General features: G+C 70.6%; 21 protein-coding genes. 7 read left to right on the top strand and 14 right to left on the bottom strand.

Going from position 1 to position 21308, the window contains the following annotated elements; translation table 11 throughout:
• The first annotated feature begins 16 nt into the window (after positions 1-16).
• Positions 17-1855, top strand: coding sequence for a PHA/PHB synthase family protein (locus ACK4UM_RS01045; protein WP_409794366.1), 1839 nt, complete (start codon positions 17-19; stop codon positions 1853-1855).
• Between the two features lie 4 nt (positions 1856-1859).
• Here the strand turns inward: ACK4UM_RS01045 and ACK4UM_RS01040 are convergent, their stop codons facing one another.
• Together ACK4UM_RS01040 and ACK4UM_RS01035 are read right to left on the bottom strand one after the other, a co-directional pair.
• A complete protein-coding gene (locus ACK4UM_RS01040) occupies positions 1860-2375 on the bottom strand; it encodes a GNAT family N-acetyltransferase (protein WP_409794363.1) in 516 nt (171 codons plus the stop codon).
• Positions 2376-2594: 219 nt separating this feature from the next.
• A complete protein-coding gene (locus ACK4UM_RS01035; protein WP_409794360.1) occupies positions 2595-3077 on the bottom strand; it encodes an NUDIX domain-containing protein in 483 nt (160 codons plus the stop codon).
• Between the two features lie 354 nt (positions 3078-3431).
• Here ACK4UM_RS01035 and ACK4UM_RS01030 point away from each other — a divergent pair, with 354 nt between their 5' ends.
• Positions 3432-4370, top strand: coding sequence for a metallophosphoesterase family protein (locus ACK4UM_RS01030; RefSeq protein WP_409794357.1), 939 nt, complete (start codon positions 3432-3434; stop codon positions 4368-4370).
• 64 nt (positions 4371-4434) lie between these two features.
• On the opposite strand, the gene ACK4UM_RS01025 is transcribed toward ACK4UM_RS01030, so the two are convergent.
• Positions 4435-5022: an anthranilate synthase component II gene (locus tag ACK4UM_RS01025; protein WP_409794355.1), complete on the bottom strand. Its 588-nt coding sequence runs from the start codon at positions 5020-5022 to the stop codon at positions 4435-4437.
• Positions 5023-5155: 133 nt separating this feature from the next.
• Here ACK4UM_RS01025 and ACK4UM_RS01020 point away from each other — a divergent pair, with 133 nt between their 5' ends.
• The gene (locus tag ACK4UM_RS01020; RefSeq protein WP_409794352.1) at positions 5156-5413 is read left to right on the top strand and encodes a DUF3072 domain-containing protein; all 258 of its coding nucleotides are present in this window, start codon (positions 5156-5158) and stop codon (positions 5411-5413) included.
• A 278-nt stretch (positions 5414-5691) separates the two neighbouring features.
• Here ACK4UM_RS01020 and ACK4UM_RS01015 read toward each other — a convergent pair whose 3' ends face one another.
• From ACK4UM_RS01015 to coxB, 10 genes are all read right to left on the bottom strand, one after another.
• On the bottom strand, positions 5692-7146 hold the full coding sequence (locus ACK4UM_RS01015) for a UdgX family uracil-DNA binding protein (RefSeq protein WP_409794349.1): 1455 nt from the start codon (positions 7144-7146) through the stop codon (positions 5692-5694).
• Entirely contained in the window at positions 7146-8363 is a 1218-nt protein-coding gene (locus tag ACK4UM_RS01010) for a putative DNA modification/repair radical SAM protein (RefSeq protein ID WP_409794346.1), read from the bottom strand. Before ACK4UM_RS01010 ends, ACK4UM_RS01015 begins: the two co-directional genes overlap by 1 nt.
• A gap of 122 nt (positions 8364-8485) precedes the next feature.
• Positions 8486-9265, bottom strand: a complete 780-nt coding sequence (locus ACK4UM_RS01005; protein WP_409794343.1) for an SURF1 family protein — start codon at positions 9263-9265, stop codon at positions 8486-8488.
• 13 nt (positions 9266-9278) lie between these two features.
• Positions 9279-9653, bottom strand: a complete 375-nt coding sequence (locus ACK4UM_RS01000) for a DUF983 domain-containing protein (protein ID WP_409794340.1) — start codon at positions 9651-9653, stop codon at positions 9279-9281.
• A 97-nt stretch (positions 9654-9750) separates the two neighbouring features.
• The gene (locus tag ACK4UM_RS00995) at positions 9751-10593 is read right to left on the bottom strand and encodes a cytochrome c oxidase subunit 3 (protein WP_409794337.1); all 843 of its coding nucleotides are present in this window, start codon (positions 10591-10593) and stop codon (positions 9751-9753) included.
• Positions 10594-10654: 61 nt separating this feature from the next.
• Positions 10655-11290, bottom strand: coding sequence for a cytochrome c oxidase assembly protein (locus ACK4UM_RS00990; protein ID WP_409794334.1), 636 nt, complete (start codon positions 11288-11290; stop codon positions 10655-10657).
• A 16-nt stretch (positions 11291-11306) separates the two neighbouring features.
• Positions 11307-11513 (bottom strand): hypothetical protein, encoded by a 207-nt coding sequence (locus ACK4UM_RS00985; protein WP_409794332.1) that lies wholly within the window; start codon positions 11511-11513, stop codon positions 11307-11309.
• A complete protein-coding gene (locus ACK4UM_RS00980; RefSeq protein ID WP_409794329.1) occupies positions 11513-12511 on the bottom strand; it encodes a heme o synthase in 999 nt (332 codons plus the stop codon). Before ACK4UM_RS00980 ends, ACK4UM_RS00985 begins: the two co-directional genes overlap by 1 nt.
• A 169-nt stretch (positions 12512-12680) precedes the next feature.
• On the bottom strand, positions 12681-14297 hold the full coding sequence (gene ctaD, locus ACK4UM_RS00975) for a cytochrome c oxidase subunit I (RefSeq protein ID WP_409794326.1): 1617 nt from the start codon (positions 14295-14297) through the stop codon (positions 12681-12683).
• A 110-nt stretch (positions 14298-14407) separates the two neighbouring features.
• Entirely contained in the window at positions 14408-15295 is an 888-nt protein-coding gene (coxB, locus tag ACK4UM_RS00970; RefSeq protein WP_409794323.1) for a cytochrome c oxidase subunit II, read from the bottom strand.
• A 360-nt stretch (positions 15296-15655) separates the two neighbouring features.
• Between coxB and ACK4UM_RS00965 the strand changes: the two genes are divergently transcribed.
• The 4 genes from ACK4UM_RS00965 (at position 15656) to ACK4UM_RS00950 (ending at position 20883) form a co-directional block, all read left to right on the top strand.
• The gene (locus ACK4UM_RS00965; RefSeq protein WP_409794320.1) at positions 15656-16234 is read left to right on the top strand and encodes an invasion associated locus B family protein; all 579 of its coding nucleotides are present in this window, start codon (positions 15656-15658) and stop codon (positions 16232-16234) included.
• 54 nt (positions 16235-16288) lie between these two features.
• A complete protein-coding gene (locus ACK4UM_RS00960) occupies positions 16289-16855 on the top strand; it encodes a hypothetical protein (RefSeq protein WP_409794317.1) in 567 nt (188 codons plus the stop codon).
• Positions 16856-17072: 217 nt separating this feature from the next.
• Positions 17073-19979: an EAL domain-containing protein gene (locus ACK4UM_RS00955; protein ID WP_409794314.1), complete on the top strand. Its 2907-nt coding sequence runs from the start codon at positions 17073-17075 to the stop codon at positions 19977-19979.
• 28 nt (positions 19980-20007) lie between these two features.
• The gene (locus ACK4UM_RS00950; RefSeq protein WP_409794312.1) at positions 20008-20883 is read left to right on the top strand and encodes a glutamate racemase; all 876 of its coding nucleotides are present in this window, start codon (positions 20008-20010) and stop codon (positions 20881-20883) included.
• Between the two features lie 10 nt (positions 20884-20893).
• Here ACK4UM_RS00950 and ACK4UM_RS00945 read toward each other — a convergent pair whose 3' ends face one another.
• Complete coding sequence (locus ACK4UM_RS00945) at positions 20894-21124, bottom strand: hypothetical protein (protein ID WP_409794309.1); 231 nt, start codon at positions 21122-21124, stop codon at positions 20894-20896.
• Positions 21125-21308 lie beyond the last annotated feature (184 nt).

Raw genomic sequence — 21308 nt, 5'->3', positions numbered from 1 at the left:
CACCGGAGGGCAGCTCATGAACGTCGCGACCAAGATCCCGCTTGCGCGGCACGAACCGGACGAGACGACGCGACCGCCGCCTCGCACGCCGGCGCCTCTCCTGCCCGGCGGGCACGAGCCGGCGGCAGACCCGCTCGACCGGCTCGCCGACACGATCGACCACCGCTTCCACGCGAGCATCGCGCGCCTGACCGGAGGGCTCTCGCCGGCGGCGCTCGGCCAGGCCTTCGCCGATTGGGCGGTGCACCTCGCCGCCTCGCCGGGCAAGCAGGCGCAGCTCCTGGGCAAGGCCCTGCGCAAGAGCCAGAAGCTCGCGCAAGCCGCCGCGCTCGGCGGATTCGGAGCCGACGCGCCGCCGATGATCGAGCCCCTGCCGCAGGATCGGCGCTTCTCCGAGCCGGAATGGAGCGCCTTCCCCTACAACGTGCTCTACCAGGGGTTCCTGTTCCAGCAGCAATGGTGGCACAATGCGGCGACGGGCGTCGCGGGCGTCTCGCGGCGCCACGAGGAGGTCGTCGACTTCACGCTGCGCCAGATCCTCGACATGGCGTCGCCGTCGAACTTCCCCGCGACGAACCCGGTCGTCGCGCGCCGCACCCTCGAGACCGGCGGGCGCAACCTCTTCGACGGCTGGCTCAATTTCCTCGACGATGCCGGCCGCACCATGCGCGGCGAGCCGCCCGCCGGCACGGAGGCCTATCGCGTCGGCGAGACGGTCGCCGCGACGCCGGGCGCGGTCGTCTATCGCAACCGGCTGATGGAACTGATCCAGTACGCGCCGACGACCGACGCCGTGCGCCCCGAGCCGGTGATGATCGTGCCGGCGTGGATCATGAAATACTACATCCTCGATCTGTCGCCGGAAAATTCTCTCGTGCGCTACCTGCGCGACCAGGGCTTCACGGTGTTCGTAATCTCCTGGAAGAACCCGACCTCCGAGGACCGCGACCTCGGCATGCAGGATTATCTCGACCTCGGCATCCGCGCGGCGCTCGACGCGGTCGGCGCGATCCTGCCGGGGGAGCGGGTGCATGCGGCGGGCTATTGCCTCGGCGGCACGCTCCTGTCGATCGCCGCCGCCGCGCTCGCGCGCGAGGGCGACCGACGGCTCGCCACGACGACGCTGCTCGCCGCCCAGCAGGACTTCACGGAGGCGGGCGAGCTGACGCTGTTCATCTCGGAGGCGCAGGTCCACTTCCTGGAAGACATGATGTGGGACCAGGGCTTCCTCGACACCAAGCAGATGGCCGGCGCCTTCCGGCTCCTGCGCTCGAGCGACCTCATCTGGTCCTACGCGGTGCACAATTACCTGATGGGCACGCGCGCGCCGATGAGCGACCTGATGGCCTGGAATGCCGACGCCACCCGCATGCCCTACCGGATGCATTCGGAATATCTGCGCCGGCTCTTCCTCGACAACGAGCTCGCCACGGGGCGCTATCGCGTCGGCGAGCGGCCGATCGCGCTCACCGACATCCGCACGCCGATCTTCGCGGTGGGCACCGAGCGCGACCACGTCGCGCCCTGGCGCTCGGCCTTCAAGGTGCACATCCTCACCGATACCGACGTGACCTTCTGCCTCGCCTCGGGCGGGCACAATGCCGGCATCGTCGCGCCCCCCGGCTCGCCGAGGAGCCGCCACCGCATCCACACCCGCGCCGCGAGCGATCCCTACCTGCCGCCCGCCGAATGGCTCGAGAGCGTGGAGAGCCGCGAGGGCTCCTGGTGGCCGGCCTGGGCGGACTGGCTCGGCGCGCATTCGAGCGCGCCGACGACGCCGCCGAGCCTCGGCGCGCCAGGGGCCGGTTCGCCGCCGCTCGATCCGGCGCCGGGCCGCTACGTGCGCGAGGCGTGAGCCCTCACGCCGCGGGCGAAGCCGCGCGTGCCCGCACCGGCCCGCTCGCGCCCGCGAGCGCGCCCTCCGCCAGCTCGCAGGCGAGGAAGCGGGCCGGGTCGACGGGGCCGGGCATTTCGAGGCGGCCGCGGGGGACGGGGGAGAAGCCGAAGCGCGCGTAATAGGGCGCGTCGCCGACAAGGAGCACGAGCGTATGCCCGGCCGCGCGCGCCGCCTCGAGCGCGCGGCGCATCAGGGCCGCGCCGATGCCGCGATTCTCGAAGGCGGGCTCGACGGTCAACGGCCCGAGCACCAGGGCCGGAACGCGCCCCGCCCAGATCGGCGAGAGCCGCACCGAGCCGACGAGCAGCGTCCCGACATTGGCGGTGAAGGAGAGGGAGAGATCGTGCGGCGCGCCCTCGCGCAGGCGATAGGCCGTGCGCGCGAAGCGGCCCGGGCCGAAGGCGCGCTCGTGCAGCCGCTCGATCGCATCGGCATCGCCCGGCGCCTCGGGCCGGATGGTGAGGGAGAGTTCGGTCATGGCGGGGTCCGCTCTACGGGGCGGGAAGGGGAGCGCCGGGGCCGGGGGGCCGCGCGGCGGGACGGGATCGGGTCGGCACGCGTCGGACGCGATCAGCGTCGTCGCTCGAAACCCCGCTCGCCCCTCATGCCTCGCCCCCCGCTCTCCGGCGCCCGCGACCGAGCGCCCGTGACCCTGTTGTCGGCGCCGATGTAGCAGCGCGCGCGACGGCGCGCAACGTCACCAGGTCGCGGCGATCGGCACGCCGTCCTCCAGTTCGGCCAGGCGCCGGCGCGTGCCGGGCGTGGTGTCCTCCGGCAGCGCGCGCGGGTCGAAGAAGCGCGTCTCGGCGATCTCCCGCGCGCGCCGTCGCCCGTCGTCGCGGACATGGTCGTCGACGAGGAAGACGAGCACGTGGTCGCGCCGCGAGACGGCCTTGTTGAAGAAGGCGCCGTGCAGGACGAGCGGGCTCGTCGGCGCGACGCCCGCCTCCTCGTCGAGCTCGCGCAGGAGCGCCGCCTGCGCGGTCTCGCCGGGCTCGACGCCGCCGCCGGGCAGATGCCATCCCGGCGTGTAGGTGTGCCGCACGAGGAGGACGCGCCCGTCCTCGTCGCGCACCACCCCGCGCACCCCGAGCGTCATCCCGCGCGAAAAGCGCCAGAACAGGTGGACGAGCGCGCGCGGCAGGCTCGGCAGCATCAGGTCGGGATCGCGCTTCGTCATCGGGTCTCCATTCGTCTCCCGCATGCATCTACCGCATGTCTCGTCTACGTTCCACGCCGGCCCATGCGTCACGCGGGCGCCACAATCTCGGCCGATATACCCTTAAAGCAACGCTTGCACGTGAGTTCCCGCCATGATCGCCCTCTTCCTCTCGCTCCTGCGCCGCGGCCGTTCGCGCTTCGTCTGGTCCCCGGCGGTCGACCTGACCGACCGCCGCGTGCGCGCGACGCTCCTGCCGGGCGCTCAGATCTGAGGCGAAGGCGATTCGAAATCGTCGGTGCGGCATAGCTCCGGGTTGACGTGACGTCCGGGCCGGGCGAACTGTGCGCGAGGCTCGCACGTTCCCGGAAGACGATGTTTCGGATCGCTCATCTCACCGACCCCCATGTGGGACCTCTGCCGCGGCCGCGCTTGCGCGAGCTGCTGAACAAGCGCTTGACCGGCTACATCAACTGGCATCGTGGCCGCGACAAGGCGCACGACATGGAGCTGCTCGCCGCGCTCGTGTCCGACATCCACGATCAGGCGCCGGACCATATCGCCTGTACCGGGGACGTGTCGAATATCGGGCTCTCCGAGGAATGGTCGACGGCGCGCGTCTTCCTCGAAGGGCTGGGGCCGCCGGACCGCGTCAGCTTCGTGCCCGGCAATCACGACGCCTATATCGAGGGCGCGCTCGCGGGCCTGCTCGCCGTCTGCGGACCCTGGACGGAGGACGACACGGGCAAGCTCGGGCGCTTCCCCTTCGTGCGGCGGCGCGGGCACGTGGCGCTCGTCGGCCTCTCCTCGGCGATCCCGACCGCGCCGTTCGTGGCGTCCGGCCGCATGGGCCGCCGGCAGATGGAGGCGACGGAGGAGATCCTGGCGGGCTTGCGCGACGAGGGGCTCATCCGCGTCGTGATGATCCACCACCCGCCCCATGTCGCGGGCGCCTCGGCCGGCCGCAATCTCACCGACGCGCGCAAGTTCGAGACGATGATCGCCCGCGTCGGCGCCGAGCTCGTTCTGCACGGGCACAACCATATCGGCTCGGTCGCGACGATCCCGGGGCCGCACGGGCCGGTACCCGTGGTCGGCGCCCCCTCCGCGTCGTCGCGCGGCGGCACAATCACCCACCGCGCCGCCTATTACCTGTTCGACATCGCCGACGAGGATCGCGAGGGTCCGCGCATCAAGGCCCAGCTGCGCGGGCTGCGCACGGACGGCACGATCGGCTTTCTCGAGGACATCTCGCTCACCGAGAAGAGCGGCGGCATCAAGGTGACCCTGCGCCGGGAGAAGCGCGCCCGGTGAGCGTTCGGAATCGCGTCGCGTGCTTCCTTCACGGCCCGCCCGGCGGCCCGGGAGGATGCCACCCTCACGCGTTCCGATGCGCCCGCGCGGTCTCGAAGAAATTGCCGAGGATGGTGTCGCCGTGCTCGGTGAGGATGCTCTCGGGGTGGAACTGGACGCCCTGGACCGGCAGCGTGCGGTGAGAGGCGGCCATCACGAGCCCGTCCTCGCTCTGCGCCTCGACGACGAGGTCGTCGGGCAAGGTGTCGCGGTCGACGACGAGGCTGTGATAGCGCGTCGTCACCAGGTCCTGCGGGCAGCCGGCGAAGAGGCCGGTGCCGGAATGGCGAATCGCGCTCGTCTTGCCATGCATCGGGAGAGGCGCGCGCACGACGCGGGCGCCGAAGGCCTGGCCGATCGCCTGGAGCCCGAGGCACACGCCGAAGATCGGCACCCGCCCCGCCCCTTTCTCGATCACCTCGAGGCAGATGCCCGCCTCGTCCGGCGTGCCCGGGCCCGGCGAGAGCAGGATCGCGTCGTAGCCGCCGTCCAGGATCGCCTGCGTCGAGCGCGCGTCGTTGCGCACCACGTCGATGTCGCGCGTGAACCGGCTCGCCAGATGGACGAGGTTCCAGGTGAAGCTGTCGTAATTGTCGATCAGGACGACGCGCATCGCTGGGGGCGACCTCCGGCGGGTGTGTGCGCGAGCTTTAGCAGACGGGGCGCGGGCGGCGCAACGCGCCGGAACCGCGCGCCCTGCGGCGGCGTTGGCGGGAGAGAGAACAAGCACAGAACGGAGGCCCTCGATGACCCGCCCCGCCCGCGGCGCCCATCCCGATCCCCAGGAGGTCGAGAACCCGAAGCTCGGCCCGCCCGCCGACAACCAGGAGAAGGACCCGGAGGACTGGGTCACCGGTCACGAGCCGATGACGGGCGCCCAGGCCTCCTATCTCAAGACGCTCGCCGAGCAGGCCCACGACCCGCACGCCTACGACCCGCAGCTCGACAAGGCGGAGGCCTCGAAGCGCATCGACGCCATGCGCCGCAAGCTGGGCCAGGACTAGGCGGCAATCTGGGACAGGGCTGAGAGCTTGCGAACCCGTCTCCTGGAACCCCGACGCCGTCATTCCGGGGCGCGAAGCGAACCCGGAATCCAGACCCCCGACGTCGGATGAGCAGCCTATAGGCTGCGTCCTTCGACGCATCGACTGCCTGGAGGTGGAGAGCGAGCGCGCATGCGCGCTCGAAGGACCGTCGTGGTTCTGGGTTCCGGGCTCGCTATCGCGCCCCGGAATGACGAGCGGGGAGATCCCCCAAGCCTGAGCCGCAGGCTGCGACGACGCTACGCCGCGAGCGCGCGCGCGGCCTCGTTCGCCTGCGCGAGATCGGCGACGAAGTCGCGCCAGGCGCGGGCCTTGGCGTCGGGATCGGGCAGGCGCAGGAGGTAGGAGGGGTGGACGGTGACGTGGCCGGGCAGGCCCGCGCCGTCCGCGCCCTCGAACCGCGCCGGCCCGCGCGCGGCATGCAGCGGCCCCGCGCGCCCGGAGAGCGCGAGGAGCGCGGTCGCGCCGAGCGCCACGACGAGGCGCGGGCGCACGAGGGCGAGCTCCTCCTTCAGCCACCAGCGATAATGCGCGACCTCGCCCGCGTTCGGCTTCTGGTGGATGCGGCGCTTGCCGCGCGGCGTGTATTTGAAGTGCTTGACGGCGTTTGTGAGATAGGCCTCCGCCCGGTCAATGCCGGCCTCCTGCATCGCGCGGTCGAGGAGCTGCCCGGCCGGGCCGACGAAGGGGCGCCCGGCGAGATCCTCCTGATCGCCCGGCTGCTCGCCGACGAAGGCGATCAGCGGATCGTCCGGCCCCTCCCCCGGCACCATGCGCGGCGAGAAGCCGTCGGGCGGCGCATAGGCGCGCACCAGCGCCTCGAGCGCCGCGCGCGAGGCGGGACGCTCGCGCGTCTCGCCCTCGGCGAGGCGCGTCTCCAGGCGGGCGAGCGCGGCCTTGGGCTCGCGCTTGTGCGGCATCGTCGGCTCCTTCGTCAGCATGTCCTCAACGCGCGAGGAGGCCTTGCGGACGAGGCTCGGGATGAGCTGCGCCTCGGGGAGATTGCGCCAGTACTTCTTCGGCATCTCGGCGCGCATCGCCTGCGTGTTGAGGCGGGCGGGGTTGAAGGTCGCGCCGTAATAGGTGCGCCAGCCCTCCTCGAAGGCGTCCTGCGCCGGCACGTCCTCGCGGCGGCCCGGCGGGCCGTAGGTGAGGCGGGCGCGGTCCCAATCGATCGAGCCGATCGGGGTGCGGATCGAGAAGCGCATCGCCCCGAAGCGGTCGCGAAAGAAGGGGCCGACGGCCTCGAGAATGAAATGCTCGGGCTCGAACCAGGCGAGGAAGTGCTCGCCGGCCTCGTCGTGCGCCTGCCGGAAGCGGACGAAGGCGTGCATCTTGTGGATGTCGCGCCCCACATTCTTGCGCATGCGCTGGAGACGGTGGACGAGCGGGTCGGCCGCGTTCTCGACGAGCCGCCGCTCGCCGGAGGCGACGCGGAAGACGAGGGCGTAAAGGAGATCCCAGCGCTCGGGATCGCGGTGCATGCCCACGCTCGCGACGAGATCGGCGACCGCGCGCGGCAGCGCGAGCGGCGGCGCGTCGGGGAGCGGCGGCGCCTCGAACAGGCCGGGCGCGGCCCCCTCCCCCGCCTCGATCGCGACCGCCTCCGGAGCGACCCCCTCCGCCACGAGCGCACGCGCCGCATGCCGGAAACCGGTCACGTCGGCACCGGGGGCGAGGACGACGCGGCGCATCAGAACAACGAGAGCTGAGCCGCCGGCGGCGCGAGCCGCGCGCGCAGATCGGCGCTGTCGAGCAGCGTGCCGGGATTGTGATCGAGGCAGGCGATGAAGGCGCGCGCGCGCTTCACGGAGCCCGCGAGCCGCGCCACGTCGTCGAGCCGCAGCCGCCCGTGCCGGCGCGCGGACAGGATCTTCGCCACCGCCTTGGTGCCGAGCCCCGGCACGCGCAGGAGCATCTCCCGATCGGCCGTGTTGACGTCCACCGGAAAGCGCGCGCGGTTGGCGAGCGCCCAGGCGAGCTTCGGGTCGATCTCGAGGTCGAGCATGCCCGCGGGCGCCGCCTCGACGATCTCGCCGACCGAGAAGCCGTAGAAGCGCATCAGCCAATCGGCCTGGTAGAGCCGGTTCTCGCGCTGCAGCGGCGGCGGCTTGACGGGCAGGACGCGGCTCGCCTCCGGGATCGGCGAGAAGGCGGAATAATAGACGCGCCGCAGCCCGTAGCCGTTGTAGAGCGCATTGGAACGGGCGAGCACGTGCGCGTCGGTCGCGGCGTCGGCGCCGACGATCATCTGCGTCGACTGCCCGGCCGGCGCGTAGCGCGGCCCGCGCCGCTCGGCCTTGGCCTGCGCGATGCGCGCGCCCATGCGGCCCATGGCGCCCTCGATCGTCTCGGCGCGCTTCTCGGGCGCGAGCGCGGCGAGGCTCTCCTTCTGGGGCAGTTCCACGTTGATCGAGAGCCGGTCGGCCCACAAGCCCGCTTCCTCGACGAGCGCGGGGCTCGCCTCGGGGATCGTCTTGAGATGGATGTAGCCGCGGAAGAGATGCGTCTCGCGCAAGGTGCGCGCCACGCGGATGAGCTCCTCCATCGTGTAATCGGCGTCGCGGATGATGCCGGATGAGAGGAACAGGCCCTCGATATAGTTGCGCTTGTAGAAGCTGAGCGTCAGCTGCACCACCTCCTCGACGGAAAAGCGCGCGCGCGCGACGTTAGAGGAGCGGCGGTTGATGCAATAGGCGCAATCGTAGAGGCAATAATTCGTCAGAAGGATCTTGAGGAGCGAGACGCAGCGCCCGTCCGGCGTATAGGCGTGGCAGATGCCGGTGCCGCCCGCGGAGCCGAGCCCGTCCTTGCGCGAGGACCGCCGCGGCGCGCTCGACGAGGCGCAGGAGGCATCGTATTTCGCGGCATCCGCGAGGATGGTCAGCTTGCGCGAGAGACGTTCGTCCATGGAGGAGCCGCTCGGTGCGGCGCGGGGGACGCGCCGGGGGATGAGCGTGCAAGATAGGTGACGTTCCCTATTCGTTCAATGGCGCAAGACGTCGCGGGGGTAGCGCCCCGCGACCTCCGCGCTCACGCCCCGTTCGAGCGACGCGGCTCCGAGAGCGCGCGGGCGGCGAAGACGAGGAAGACGACGGCGAGCACGCCCGCGAGCGAGAACCAGGTGAGCGCGTATTGCAGATGGTTGTTCGACGGCTCGAGCACGCTCGCCCCGCCGCGCGGCCACATCGGCCCGCTCTCGTCGAGCACCGCATCGACGAAGAACGGCGCGACACCCTCGATGCCGCGCGCCTGCGCGATCGCGGGGACGTCGCGGGTGAACCAGACGTCGCTCTCGGGCCGGTTCTCTGGCACGAAGGCCGTGCGGATCTCGGAGGGGCGCATCAGCCCCACGATCGCCGCGCGCCCCTCAGGCCGGTCCGCCTCGGCGACGAGCTCGGTCGGGACGAAGCCGCGATTGACGAGGACCGTCGCTCCCTCGTCCGTCTCGAGCGGCGTCATCAGGTAGAAGCCCTGCACGGGCTGGCCGCGCGTGCGGCTCGGCATCAGGCCGTGCACGCGCGCCTCGTCCGCATGGCGGAAGCGGCCCTCGACGAGAACGCGGCGATATTCGTATTCGGCGGGATCGAGCGCCGCCCATTGCGCGGGCGGGGGAAGCGCGACGGGCGCGGCATGGGCGCGCGCCTCGATGCGGGCGATGACGCCCTCCTTCCAGGCGAGGCGATCGAGCTGCCAGAGGCCGAGCGAGACCAGGATGGCGAGGGAGATCGCGGTGGCGATCGCCGCCATGATCAGCCCGCGCAGGCGGCGCGGCTGCGCGGACAGGCCGCCGTCGAGGCGCGTCGTCGTCATGCGGACCCACTCCTCATCGCTCGAGCCGCCCTTCCTCGGCGCGGTGGTGATATTGCAGCGCGACCATGACGCCCTTGAGCGGGCGCACCAAAGCGAGGCTCAGGATCGCGGTCAACGGAAACCACAGGAGGATGTGCACGATCACCGGCGGCTCGTAGGCGAATTCGAGCCACATGGCGAGCCCGACCTCGAGGAAGCCGACGATGAACATCACGAACACGGCGGGACCGTCCGCCGCATCGGCGAAATCGTAATCGAGATCGCAGCGCTCGCAGCGTTTGGCGAGGGCGAGATAGCCGTCGAACATGCGCCCTTCGCCGCACCGGGGACAGCGCCCGGCGAGGCCGGCGGAGACCGGGGACGGCTCCTTGCGGGGTTCGTCTGCCAAGATGCGTGCTCCTCGCGACCGCGGCGGGTTGAAACGAAAGAGGGCGGCGGTCCCGTCGACCGCCGCCCCCTGCATATGGGTATCGCCGCGGCGTCTGTCAGCCGCCATAGCCCCAAACGTAGATCGCCGCGAACAGGAACAGCCAGACCACGTCGACGAAGTGCCAGTACCAGGCGGCCGATTCGAAGCCGAGATGGTGCTTGGGCGTGAAATGGCCGAGATAGACGCGGTAGAGGCACACGGCGAGGAAGATCGTCCCGATGATGACGTGCGCCCCGTGGAAGCCCGTCGCCATGAAGAAGGTCGCGCCGTAGATGTGCCCCGAGAAGCTGAAATAGGCGTGGGTGTACTCGTAGATCTGCAGCATGGTAAAGCACACGCCGAGGATCACGGTCAGCCACAGGCCCCACTTCACCGACTGGCGATCGCCCTCGATGAGCGCATGGTGCGCCCAGGTCACGGTCGTGCCGGAGGTGAGCAGGATCAGCGTGCCGAAGAGCGGCAGGTGCCAGGGGTCGAAGGTCTCGATGCCGGCCGGCGGCCAGACGCCCCCGGTCACCTCGGTGCGCTGGAACTGGCGCGCCGATTCGGGGAACAGGGCGACGTCGAAATAGGCCCAGAACCAGGCGACGAAGAACATCACCTCGGAGGCGATGAACATGATCATGCCGTAGCGGTGGTGCAGCTGCACGACACGGGTGTGGTCGCCGCGCTGGGCCTCCTTGACGACGTCGATCCACCAGGCCGCCATCGTGTAGAGCACGCCGATCAGGCCGAGCCCGAAGACGAGCCCGCCGATCTGCAGGCCGGCGATCGGCATGCCGCGGATGAACATGATGAAGCCGACCGCGAGCACGAACGCGCTGACCGATCCGATGAACGGCCAGGGACTCGGGTCGACGAGGTGGTAATCGTGCTTCTTGGCGTGCGCGTCGGCCATGGCTCTCACTCTCCGGTGCCTCTGTCGCCGGGGCGACCCGGCTGGGCTTGTTCTCGCGTCTTCAGGTGGGCGGCGTCCCGCTCGCCGCCGTGTCGAGCGATGCGCCGGCCGCGACCGGCTCACCGTTCTTGGACAAGAAGTAGGTGTATGACAAGGTGATCGTTCGGATCTCCCGCGCGACCGGGTGATCGAGGATCGCCGGGTCGATGTAGAACATCACCGCCGAATCCATCGTCTCGCCGGCCGCGAGGCGGTTCTCCTCGAAGCAGAAGCATTGCAGCTTGACGAAGAACTGCCCGGCGATCTCCGGGGTGACGTTGAAGGTCGCCATGCCGACCTGGTCCTCGTCGGACCGGTTGGTGACGGAATAGAAGACCGTCTGCGTCTCCCCGATCCGCGTCTCGATGGAGGGCGCCTCGGCGGAGAAGCGCCAATCGAGATTGCGGGCGGTGTTCGCCACGAAGCGGACCCGCACCGTCTCGTCGAGGACGGTGCCCGGCGCCTCGGTGCCGATCATCGGCGTGCCGCCGAAGCCGGTGACGCGGCAGAACAGATCGTAGAGCGGCACCGCGGCATAGGCCATGCCGACCATGCCGGCGACGACGCTCACGCAGGTGACGACCGTGCGGCGCACGGCCTTCTGCTTGCGCAGGGCCTCGCCTTCGATCGCCCGGTTCGTGCTCTGCGTCTCGTTCATGGCGGCCTCGTCGCGCTCAGAGGGGTCGGTCGAGGATCTGCGGCCCCATCTTGGTGATGGTGACCACGTAGAAGAGGATCACGAGCGCGGCGAGCGCGACCGCGAGCGCGATCGAGCGCGCCCGCCGGCGCCGTTCGAAGGCGGCGCGCGCCTGCGCCTCGGCGGACGCCTCGGGAGCCTCCGCCGGCAGCTCGTTTCGGACGTCGTCGGGCACGCGCGCCATCACCACGCTCCCGCGATCGTCGGCACGGCGCGCCAGAGCCCGAGCCCGTGCTCGGCGAGCAGCACCGAGAACAGGATGAACAGGTGCAGGATGGTGAACCCGAACAATTGCTGCGCGGCCTTGGCCGCCTCCGCCCCCTCGCGCACGCGGTAGACGCGCCAGGTCAGCCCCGCCATCGCCAGGCCCGTGACGACCGAGACGACCGCGTAGACGAGCCCGCCGAAGCCGAGGATGCTCGGGAGCAGGGTCACCGGCACGAAGACGGCCGTGTAGGCGAGGATCTGCACGCGGGTATGGTCCGCCCCGCGCACGTTCGGCAGCATCGGCACCCCGGCGCGGGCGTAGTCGCCCGACTTGACGAGGGCGAGCGCCCAGAAATGCGGCGGCGTCCACAGGAAGATGATCGCGAACAGGACGAGCGTCTCGATGCCGAGCGAGCCCGTCACCGCGAGATCGGCCACCATCGGCGGGAAGGCGCCCGCCGCGCCGCCGATGACGATGTTCTGCGGCGTCGAGCGCTTGAGCCACATCGAATAGACGACAGCGTAGAAGAAGATCGTGAAGGCGAGGAAGGCCGCCGCCCACCAATTGGCGACGAGGCCGAGCACCAGGACCGAGCCGACCGACAGCGTGAGCCCGAAGGCGAGCGCCTCGCCCGGCGTCACGCGCCCGGCGGGAATCGGCCGCTTGTGGGTGCGCGTCATCACCGCGTCGATGTCGGCGTCCCACCACATGTTGAGCGCGCCCGACGCGCCCGCGCCGACCGCGATCGCGAGGAGCGCGGCGAAGGCCTCGACGGGATGGACGGTGGCGTCGACCACGACCATGCCGACGAGCGCCGTGAACACGACGAGGAACATCACCCGCGGCTTGAGGAGCGCGATGTAGTCCCCCGGCTCGGCGAGCGAACCGGTCACCGGCTGCAGGACCGCAGGCCCGGAGACCGGCTTGGCTGCCGGTCGCGTCGCGGACGCGTAGCTGTCGGTCATCGAGTTCATCGGGTGTCGCGTTCCGTTGTTCCTCGGGCTCGAGCCCGCGCCTGTCGGATCGAAGGCCTCGGCCGAGAGAGTTGGCCCCTCTGCGCAACCGCTCCCGATCGCGGGAGCGGCTCGGCGGAGGGGCCGGGCGGCGCGCGGCCGCCCGGCTCCGTGCGGAAGGTGCGGCGCCTCAGTGGCGCGTGTCCGCGATCTTCGGCAGCTCCTCGAACTGGTGGAACGGCGGCGGGGAGGACAGGGTCCATTCCAGCGTCGTCGCACCCTCGCCCCACGGATTGTCCGCCGCGGCGACCTTGTCGCGGTAGGCGACGTAGATGCCGTAGAGGAACACGAGGAGCCCGAGACCGAAGATGTACGAGCCCATCGAGGAGACGAAGTTCCAGCCCGCGAAGGCGTCCGGATAATCGGCGTAGCGGCGCGGCATGCCGGCGAGCCCGAGGAAGTGCATCGGGAAGAAGAGCACGTTCGCGCCGACGAAGGAGATCCAGAAGTGGAGCTTGCCGATCCACTCCGGCATCACGTAGCCGGACATCTTCGGGAACCAGTAGTAGACGCCGGCGAAGATGATGAACACCGCGCCGAGCGAGAGCACGTAGTGGAAGTGCGCCACCACGTAATAGGTGTCGTGCATGTAGCGGTCGATCGAGGCGTTGGCGAGCACGACACCGGTGACGCCGCCGACCGTGAACAGGAAGATGAAGCCCACCGCCCATTGCATGGCCGCCGTGAAGCGGATCGAGCCGCCCCACATCGTCGCGATCCAGGAGAAGATCTTGATGCCCGTCGGCACCGCGATCACCATCGTCGCGAAGACGAAATAGGCCTGGGTCTGCAGCGAGAGGCCGACCGTGTACATGTGGTGCGCCCACACGACGAAGCCGACGACGCCGATCGCCACCATCGCGTAGGCCATGCCGAGATAGCCGAAGATCGGCTTCTTCGAGAAGGTCGAGATGATGTGCGACACGATGCCGAAGGCCGGCAGGATCATGATGTACACTTCGGGGTGGCCGAAGAACCAGAACAGGTGCTGGTAGAGGATCGGATCGCCGCCGCCGGCCGGGTCGAAGAAGGTCGTCCCGAAATTGCGGTCGGTCAGCAGCATCGTGATGGCGCCCGCGAGCACCGGCAGCGCGAGCAGGAGGAGGAACGCCGTCACCAGCATCGACCACGCGAACAGCGGCATCTTGTGCAGGGTCATGCCCGGCGCGCGCATGTTCAGGATCGTGGTGATGAAGTTGATCGCGCCGAGGATCGAGGCCGCGCCGGCGAGGTGCAGCGACAGGATCGCGAAGTCGAGCGCGGGCCCCGGGTGGCCGAGCGTCGAGAGCGGCGGATACACCGTCCAGCCGCCGCCGAAGCCGAGCGTGCCGGGAGCGCCCTCGAAGAACAGCGACAGGATCAGGAGGCAGAACGCCGCGACCGTCAGCCAGAACGAGATGTTGTTCATCCGCGGGAAGGCCATGTCCGGCGCGCCGATCATGATCGGCACGAACCAGTTGCCGAACCCGCCGATGAGCGCCGGCATCACCATGAAGAACACCATGATGAGGCCGTGGCCGGTGACGAAGACGTTGTAGACCTGCGGATTGGTGAAGATCTGCAGACCCGGGTCCTGCAGCTCGAGACGAATGCCGATGGACAGGGCGCCGCCGACCAGACCCGCGATGAACGCGAAGATCAGGTACATCGTGCCGATGTCCTTGTGGTTCGTCGAATAGATCCAGCGCCGCCAGCCCGTCGGGTGGTCGTGCGCCTCCGCATGCGTCGCGTTCGTCGCGGTTGCCATGTCTCAAAACCCTCTTGGCGCTACGGCGCCCGTTCGAGCTTCACCTGTGTCGTGTCGGCGCGGCCCGGCGGTCGCGCCCTCTCGAATCCCGATCGCGTACGGGGCCGCCCTCAGCGGACGGCCTCCTCCTCGACGACGTTGCGGGCGAGGCGCACGCCGTCGTCGCGGTTCGCGAAGCGCGTCTCCGCGTCGACCAGCCAGGCCGCGAACTCGTCCTGCGAGACCACCCGGATCTCGATCGGCATGAAGGCGTGGCGCGCGCCGCACAGCTCCGAGCACTGCCCGTAATAGACGCCCTCGCGCTCGGCGCGGAACCAGGTCTCGTTGAGGCGCCCGGGCACCGCGTCGATCTTCAGGCCGAAGGACGGGAGCGCGAAGGCGTGCAGCACGTCCGACGCCGTCACCTGCACGAGGACCGTCGTGCCGACCGGCACCACCATTGGCTCGTCGACGGCGAGGAGCCGCGGCGCGCCGCGCTGGGCCGCCTCGTCGTCCTCGAGCATGGTCGAGATGAACTCGAAGGAGCCGTTCTCAGTCTCGTACTCGTAGGACCAGTACCAGGAATGGCCCGTCGCCTTCACGATGAGCTCCGGCTCGGGCATCACCAGCTGGTCGCGCATGATGCGGAAGGACGGGATCGCGATGCCGACCAGGATCAGGATCGGGATCACGGTCCAGGCGACCTCGATGAGCGTGTTGTGCGAGGTGCGCGAGGGGACCGGGTTCTTCGCCTCGTTGAAGCGGAAGATGCACCACAGCAGCAGGCCGCCGACGAACAGCGTGATCAGCGTGATCACCCAGACGAGCGCCGTGTGGAACTCGTACATGTTCTGCGCGGTCTGCGTCACCGGCGTCTGCATCGAGATCTGCCAATCGGCCGGCTGCCCGACCTGGGCGAGCGCCGCCCCGCCGAGCGCCGGAAGCGCCAGCGCGCCCCCGAGCGCCGCCGCGAGCCTCCCCCGAACCGATGATCCCGACCACCCAAGACCCGTGCGCATGCCGAAGCTCCCTCGTTGCGATCTCCGCGCCGCCGCGCCCGTTCGTGGGGGACTTCGGCGGGCGGCTCGCGAGCGCGTCCGATTTGATCCACGTCAAAAACACAATGCGGAGGGAAGCGCAACGGCTCGAAAGTCGCAGATCGATGCGTCATAACCGCCGAAAGGCCGCCGGAACGCCTTTCTCGCGGCCTTTTTCGCCGCCTGCGACCCGAACGCGACCCGGCCGCGCACCGGATTGCTTGACAAAGCGGCCCCGCAATGGTCGGAAACGTGGTCGCCGCACAACACATGCGGTTTTTTGCAAGTCACCGTTCGCGCGGGCGCGCCGGACCCCTCCGGCCCCCGCCTGGGGAACCAGCCATGGCGCCTGACGACACCAGACGAGCCGCCCCTGCCGACGGCCCTTCTCGGCACCCCGCGCGGCGCTCGGCGGGAACGGCCGCACGCCTCGCCCTCTTGGGCGGCGCGCTCGGTCTCGGGCTCGCCGTCGCTGCCCCTCCGGCCGCGGCGCAGGGCGTCGTGCGCGAGGTGTTCGGGGATTGGCAGCAGCGCTGCGAGACGCCACCGGGCGCCCGCGAGGAGCAATGCGCCATCGTCCAGAACGTCGCCGCCGAGGACCGGCCCAACGTCACGCTCCTCGTGATCGTGCTCGCGACCGCCGATACCGAGGCGAAGCTCCTGCGCGTCGTCGCGCCGCTCGGCGTCCTCCTGCCGGCGGGCCTCGGGCTGCGCATCGACGACACCGACGTCGGCTCGGCGGGCTTCGTGCGCTGCCTGCCCACGGGCTGCGTCGCCGAGGTGATCATGGACGACGGCCTCGTCGGGCTCCTGCGCGAGGGGCAGGAGGCGACGTTCATCATCTTCCAGACGCCCGAGGAGGGCATCGGCATCCCCGTCTCGCTCGAGGGATTCGCGCAGGGATTCGACACCCTGCCGTGACGGGGCTACACCATAGGCGAAGCCGCGAGATCGGCGAGCGTTCGGGGGTTTGACGTGTCTGCGCAACGTATTCTCGGTCCCGGCCTGGGCCTTCTGTGCATCCTCGCCCTCTCGGGCTGCGGCACCACCGCCGGCGGCGACGGCGGCGGCAATCCGCTGGCGAACATCTTCGCCTATGGCGGCACGACGGTCCCGCCCTCCATCCCGGACGTCGCCCTCGAAGACGCGCCCTGCCCGCGCGTCGAGGTGATCCAGGGCCGCGCCGCCTCGCGCTCCTATGCCGGCGGGCGGACGGGCTCGAATCAGGCGCTGCGCCATCAGATCTCGGTCGTCGACGTCTCCCGCGAATGCGTGGCCTTGGCCGACGGCACGAACCAGATCCGCGTCGGCGTCCAGGGCCGGGTGCTGATCGGACCCCAGGGCAGCGCCGGGCGCTTCGACGCGCCTCTGCGAATCGTCGTGCGCACGCCGAGCCGCACCTTCGAGAACCGCGTCCGGCGCGTCTCCGCGACCGTGCCGTCCGGCCAGACGCAGGCCGATTTCGTGCATGTCGAGGAGAACCTGCGGCTGCCGCTCTCGGTGGGCAGCAATTTCCTGATCGAGGTCGGCATCGACGGCTGAGGCGCGCAGGCGCGATCCCGCGCGAGCGGCCCTCGAAGGCGCTGCGCTCATCGCGAAAGCGCCTCAATCGCGGCGCATCACGCGGCCGGCCCGAAGCACGCCCTTGCACGGCGTCGCGCCGGTCGATACGACTTTCAGCCGACCCGACGACCTCCGTTCGCCGCGCGCGGGCGCGTGTCCGGAACGACCGTCCGGAATCATCGAGAGTGACCGAGCGTTGCGAGCCTTCTCCACCGCCCTCGCCCAATGCCTCCTCGTTCTCGCGCTCCTCGTCGCGATCGGGACGGCGCTCCTGGGCGTCGCGGGCCCCGCTCATGCCGTCGACGCGGTGCGGGTGCATCGCGACGCGACGGCGGTGGACCTGACCCCCGCGATCGAGCGCTATCGCTCCGACGGCGACGTCATCCAGATCTCCACGGCGCCCGGCGCCGACGGCATCGTGCGGCGCATCGCCGTGCGCGCGCGCGAGGCGGGCTCGCGTCCCGATTGGGTCGTCTTCGCGCTCACCAACGATTCGGACGAGCAGATCGACCGCTACCTCGTCGCGCCGCATTTCCGCCTCGCCGGATCGGGGGTGATGTGGCCCGATCTCGGCTCCTCGCGCATCGCCGCGGTCACCGCGAGCCAGGGCTTCCGGCCCGATCGCGTGGAGGATCCGCGCGCGGACGTGTTCCTGATGACGCTCGATCCGGGCACCACGGTCACCTTCGTCGCCGAGCTGCGCACGCCCGAGGTGCCGCGCGTCTATCTCTTCGAGCCGACGGTCTATCGCGAGAAGGAGAACGGGCTGACCCTCTACAAGGGGATCATCATCGGCATCTCCGGCCTCTTGGCCCTGTTCCTGACGGTGATCTTCGTCGTCAAGGGCGCGCTGATCTTCCCGGCGGCGGCGGCGCTCGCCTGGGCGGTGCTCGCCTATGCCTGCATCGATTTCGGCTTCTTCGCCCGCGTCTTTCCCCTCGCCGAGGACATAGAGCGCGTCTACCGCGCGGCGGCGGAGGCGGTGCTCGCGGCGACCCTCCTCGTCTTCCTGTTCGCCTATCTCAACCTGAACCGCTGGCACGTGCGCTATGCCCACGTGACCCTCGTCTGGCTCGCCTTCCTCGCCGGTCTCGTGGGCCTGGCGGTGGTCGATCCGCCGGTCGCGGCGGGCGTGGCGCGGATCTCGCTCGCGACGGTCGCGGGCATCGGCTTCCTCCTCGTCCTCCACCTCGCGACGCACGGCTACGACCGGGCGGTGATGCTGATCCCGACCTGGCTTCTCCTCGTCGTCTGGGTCGCGGCCGCGGGCTTCACCGTGATGGGGCACCTCCAGAGCGATCTCGTGGCGCCGGCGCTCATCGGCGGGCTCGTTCTGATCGTGATGCTGATCGGCTTCACCGTCGTCCAGCACGCCTTCTCGGGGGTCTCGCTCGCGCACGGATCGGTGAGCGACACCGAGCGGCGCGCCCTCGCGCTCGCCGGGGCGGGCGACATCGTGTTCGACTGGGACGTCGTCTCGGACCGCGTCTACGTCTCCCCGGAGGTCGAGACGCTGCTCGGGCTCAAGCGGGGGGCGCTCGGCGGGCCGGCCTCCGGCTGGCTCGACCTCATCCACCCCTTCGACCGCGACCGCTACGGCGCCGCCCTCGATTCGGTCATCGAGAGCCAGCGCGGGCGCATCGCCATCGACGTGCGCCTGCGCGGCGAGAGCGGCGCCTTCCACTGGCTGCGGCTCAAGGCGCGCCCGGTGGTGGGCACCGACGGCGAGGTGATTCGCGTCATCGGCACGCTCTCCGACGTCACCGATTCGAAGACCTCCGAGGAGCGCCTGCTGCACGATGCGGTGCACGACAGCCTCACCGGCCTGCCGAACCGGCAATTGTTCGAGGACCGCATCGAGACCGCGCTCGCCTTCGCCGCGCAGGACGGGGCTCTGCGCCCGGCGGTGATCCTCGTCGACGTGGACCGCTTCCGCGCCACCAACGAGGCGGTCGGCATGGCGGGCGGGGACGCGATCCTGCTCACGCTCGCGCGCCGGCTCGGGCGCCTCCTGCGGCCGCAGGACACGCTCGCGCGGCTGTCGAGCGATTGCTTCGGCCTCGTCCTCCTCTCCGAGCGGGAGGCCGAGCGGGTGATGGCGTTCGCCGAGATGATTCGCCGCGCCCTCTCGACGCCGGTGACGCATGCCGAGCGCGAGCTGTTCCTCACCGCCTCGATCGGCGTCGCGCTGCACGACCAGACCGCCGACCAGCGCCGGGAGGACGTGATCAAGAAGGCGGAGATCGCCATGGCGCACGCCCAGCGCCAGGGCGGCAATCGCGTCGAGGTGTTCAAGCTGACGATGCAGAGCGTGCGCGACGATCGCCTGGCGCTCGCCGCCGACCTGCGCCGGGCGCTCGAGCGCGGCGAGATGAAGGTCGCCTTCGAGCCGGTGGTGCGGCTCGAGGACCGCACCGTCGCCGGCTTCCAGGCGTCGCTGCGCTGGGATCATCCGCGGCTCGGGCGCGTGCGCCCCGAGACCTTCGTGCCGCTGGCCGAGGAAGCGGGGCTCGTCGTCGAGCTCGGCGCCTTCGCGCTCCAGCGCGCCGCGAGCGAGCTCTCGGTCTGGCAGGCCGCGCTCGACGTCGATCCGCCGATCTTCGCGAGCGTCTCGCTGCCGAGCCGCCAGCTGCTGCGGCCGGACCTCGTCGGCGAGCTCAAGACCGTGCTCGCCCGCGCGAGCGTGCTGCCCGGCTCGCTCAAGCTCGAGCTGCCCGAGGGGCTCGTGATGCACAATCCCGAATTCGCCACGCAGCTCCTCCTGCGGCTGCGCGATCTCGGGGCGGGCCTCGTCCTCGACGATTTCGGCACCGGCTTCTCCTCGCTCTCCTATCTGCAGCGCTTCCCCTTCGACCACGTCAAGATCGACCAGAGCTTCGTGCGCGCGCTCTCGAACGGCGGGCGCGCGGGCGCGCTGCGGCCGATGGTGGCGCTCGCCCGCGAGCTCGGGCTCGGGATCGTGGCGGAGGGGGTGGAGACGGAGGAGGCCGCCAACGCGCTCGCCGATCTCGGCTGCGACTACGCGGTCGGCTGGCTCTTCGGCGAGCCGATGACCTCGCATCAGGCCCGCCGCGTCGTCGGCGCGGCGACGGAGGCCGCGTGAGGCCCCCTCCCCCGGCTCGGCCGCACCCGTGATCGGGGTCTTCGATTCCGGCCATGGCGGCCTCACCGTGCTCGACGCGCTGCGCCGATCTCTGCCGCGCGAGACCTTCCTCTATCTCGGCGATCATGCCCGCGCGCCCTACGGCGTGCGCAGCGGCCCGGAGATCCTCGCGCTCACCCGCAGCGGGGTGCGGACGTTGTTCGAGCAGGGTTGCGGGCTCGTGATCCTCGCCTGCAACACGGCCTCGGCGGTCGCGCTGCGGCGGCTCCAGCAGGATTGGCTGCCGCAGGCCTACCCCGAGCGGCGGGTGCTCGGCGTCGTCGTGCCGACGATCGAGGTGGTCGCGGGCGCGGGCTTCAACGGCTGGGCGACGGCGCAGCCGTCAGCGCGGCGGGGGCGCGTGGCCTTGTTCGCGACGCAGGCGACGGTCGAGAGCCGCGTCTTCGAGATCGAGATGCACAAGCGCGCGCCCGGCATCGAGATCTGGGCGGAAGCCTGCCTCGACCTCGCGCGGCTGATCGAGGACGGGGCGCCGGCGGACGTGCTCCGCGCCTGCGTCGAGGCCCACGTGCGCGCGCTCCTCGTGCGCGCGGGCGGAAAAGGCGCGGGCGCGAGGCCCTTTGACGCCGCGCTCCTCGGCTGCACGCATTTCCCGCTCGTGCGCGACGCCTTCGAAGCGGCGCTGCCGCCGGAGACGGAGATCGTCTGCCAGCCCTCGCAGGTCGCCGCCGCGACGCAGGATTACCTCGCCCGCCACCCGCGATTCGCATCGCCCGGCACGGGCGGGGTCCGGCTCCTGACGACGGGGGACCCCGGTCAGGTCGAGCGCGTCGCGGCCGCCTTCGCCTCCGCGCTGAGCGGGCTTGCGGGCGCGCGCTTCGAGCCCGCCCCGACGCGCGGGTGAGGCCGTCCGGTCAGAAGCTGAAGATCGCGAAGACGCCCAAAAGTTGCAGCGTGTCGGAGACGGGGAAGCCCACCTCGATCTCGTCGAGAGCGGCGAGGAGGCTCATGAGGAACATCAGATTGACCGCGAGCACGCCGACGCCGTAGAGCGCCATGACCACGCGTCCGGCCCTGGAGCGCAAAACCCCTATCATCGCGATCTGCCCCTCGCGGCCTTCGCGGCCCGTCCCGTTGCGGGACATCTTGCAGATTCGCGGGCCGTTCGCAATTGCGCGCGAGCGCGCAGGCTCGCCCTCAGGACGACAGCGCCCACACCTTGAGCACGAGGATCGCCACGCCGATGGCGACGATGGCGAGGGTCTGCGGCGCGAGGCTCATCACGGCACTCCTGCGGTCTGACGCAGGGGAGATAGGGCGCGGCGTTTC

It is taken from the genome of Salinarimonas sp. (genome assembly GCF_046292825.1).
Lineage (GTDB): Bacteria > Pseudomonadota > Alphaproteobacteria > Rhizobiales > Beijerinckiaceae > Salinarimonas.
Note: the sequence above shows the minus strand (reverse complement) of the source record. Positions and strands in the feature narration are given on the sequence as shown.

Bases quoted from the DNA above. Each gene is read 5' to 3' on its own strand.
- ACK4UM_RS01025 (WP_409794355.1), bottom strand. From the start codon at position 5,022: ATGCGCGTCGTCCTGATCGACAATTACGACAGCTTCACCTGGAACCTC.
- ACK4UM_RS00945 (WP_409794309.1), bottom strand. From the start codon at position 21,124: ATGTCCCGCAACGGGACGGGCCGCGAAGGCCGCGAGGGGCAGATCGCG.
- ACK4UM_RS01010 (WP_409794346.1), bottom strand. From the start codon at position 8,363: ATGGACGAACGTCTCTCGCGCAAGCTGACCATCCTCGCGGATGCCGCG.
- ACK4UM_RS01035 (WP_409794360.1), bottom strand. From the start codon at position 3,077: ATGACGAAGCGCGATCCCGACCTGATGCTGCCGAGCCTGCCGCGCGCG.
- ACK4UM_RS01005 (WP_409794343.1), bottom strand. From the start codon at position 9,265: ATGACGACGACGCGCCTCGACGGCGGCCTGTCCGCGCAGCCGCGCCGC.
- ACK4UM_RS01045 (WP_409794366.1), top strand. From the start codon at position 17: ATGAACGTCGCGACCAAGATCCCGCTTGCGCGGCACGAACCGGACGAG.
- ACK4UM_RS01015 (WP_409794349.1), bottom strand. From the start codon at position 7,146: ATGCGCCGCGTCGTCCTCGCCCCCGGTGCCGACGTGACCGGTTTCCGG.
- ACK4UM_RS00980 (WP_409794329.1), bottom strand. From the start codon at position 12,511: ATGAACTCGATGACCGACAGCTACGCGTCCGCGACGCGACCGGCAGCC.
- ACK4UM_RS01020 (WP_409794352.1), top strand. From the start codon at position 5,156: ATGACCCGCCCCGCCCGCGGCGCCCATCCCGATCCCCAGGAGGTCGAG.
- ACK4UM_RS00965 (WP_409794320.1), top strand. From the start codon at position 15,656: ATGGCGCCTGACGACACCAGACGAGCCGCCCCTGCCGACGGCCCTTCT.
- coxB (WP_409794323.1), bottom strand. From the start codon at position 15,295: ATGCGCACGGGTCTTGGGTGGTCGGGATCATCGGTTCGGGGGAGGCTC.
- ACK4UM_RS00985 (WP_409794332.1), bottom strand. From the start codon at position 11,513: ATGGCGCGCGTGCCCGACGACGTCCGAAACGAGCTGCCGGCGGAGGCT.
- ACK4UM_RS01040 (WP_409794363.1), bottom strand. From the start codon at position 2,375: ATGACCGAACTCTCCCTCACCATCCGGCCCGAGGCGCCGGGCGATGCC.
- ACK4UM_RS00995 (WP_409794337.1), bottom strand. From the start codon at position 10,593: ATGGCCGACGCGCACGCCAAGAAGCACGATTACCACCTCGTCGACCCG.
- ACK4UM_RS00990 (WP_409794334.1), bottom strand. From the start codon at position 11,290: ATGAACGAGACGCAGAGCACGAACCGGGCGATCGAAGGCGAGGCCCTG.
- ctaD (WP_409794326.1), bottom strand. From the start codon at position 14,297: ATGGCAACCGCGACGAACGCGACGCATGCGGAGGCGCACGACCACCCG.
- ACK4UM_RS01030 (WP_409794357.1), top strand. From the start codon at position 3,432: ATGTTTCGGATCGCTCATCTCACCGACCCCCATGTGGGACCTCTGCCG.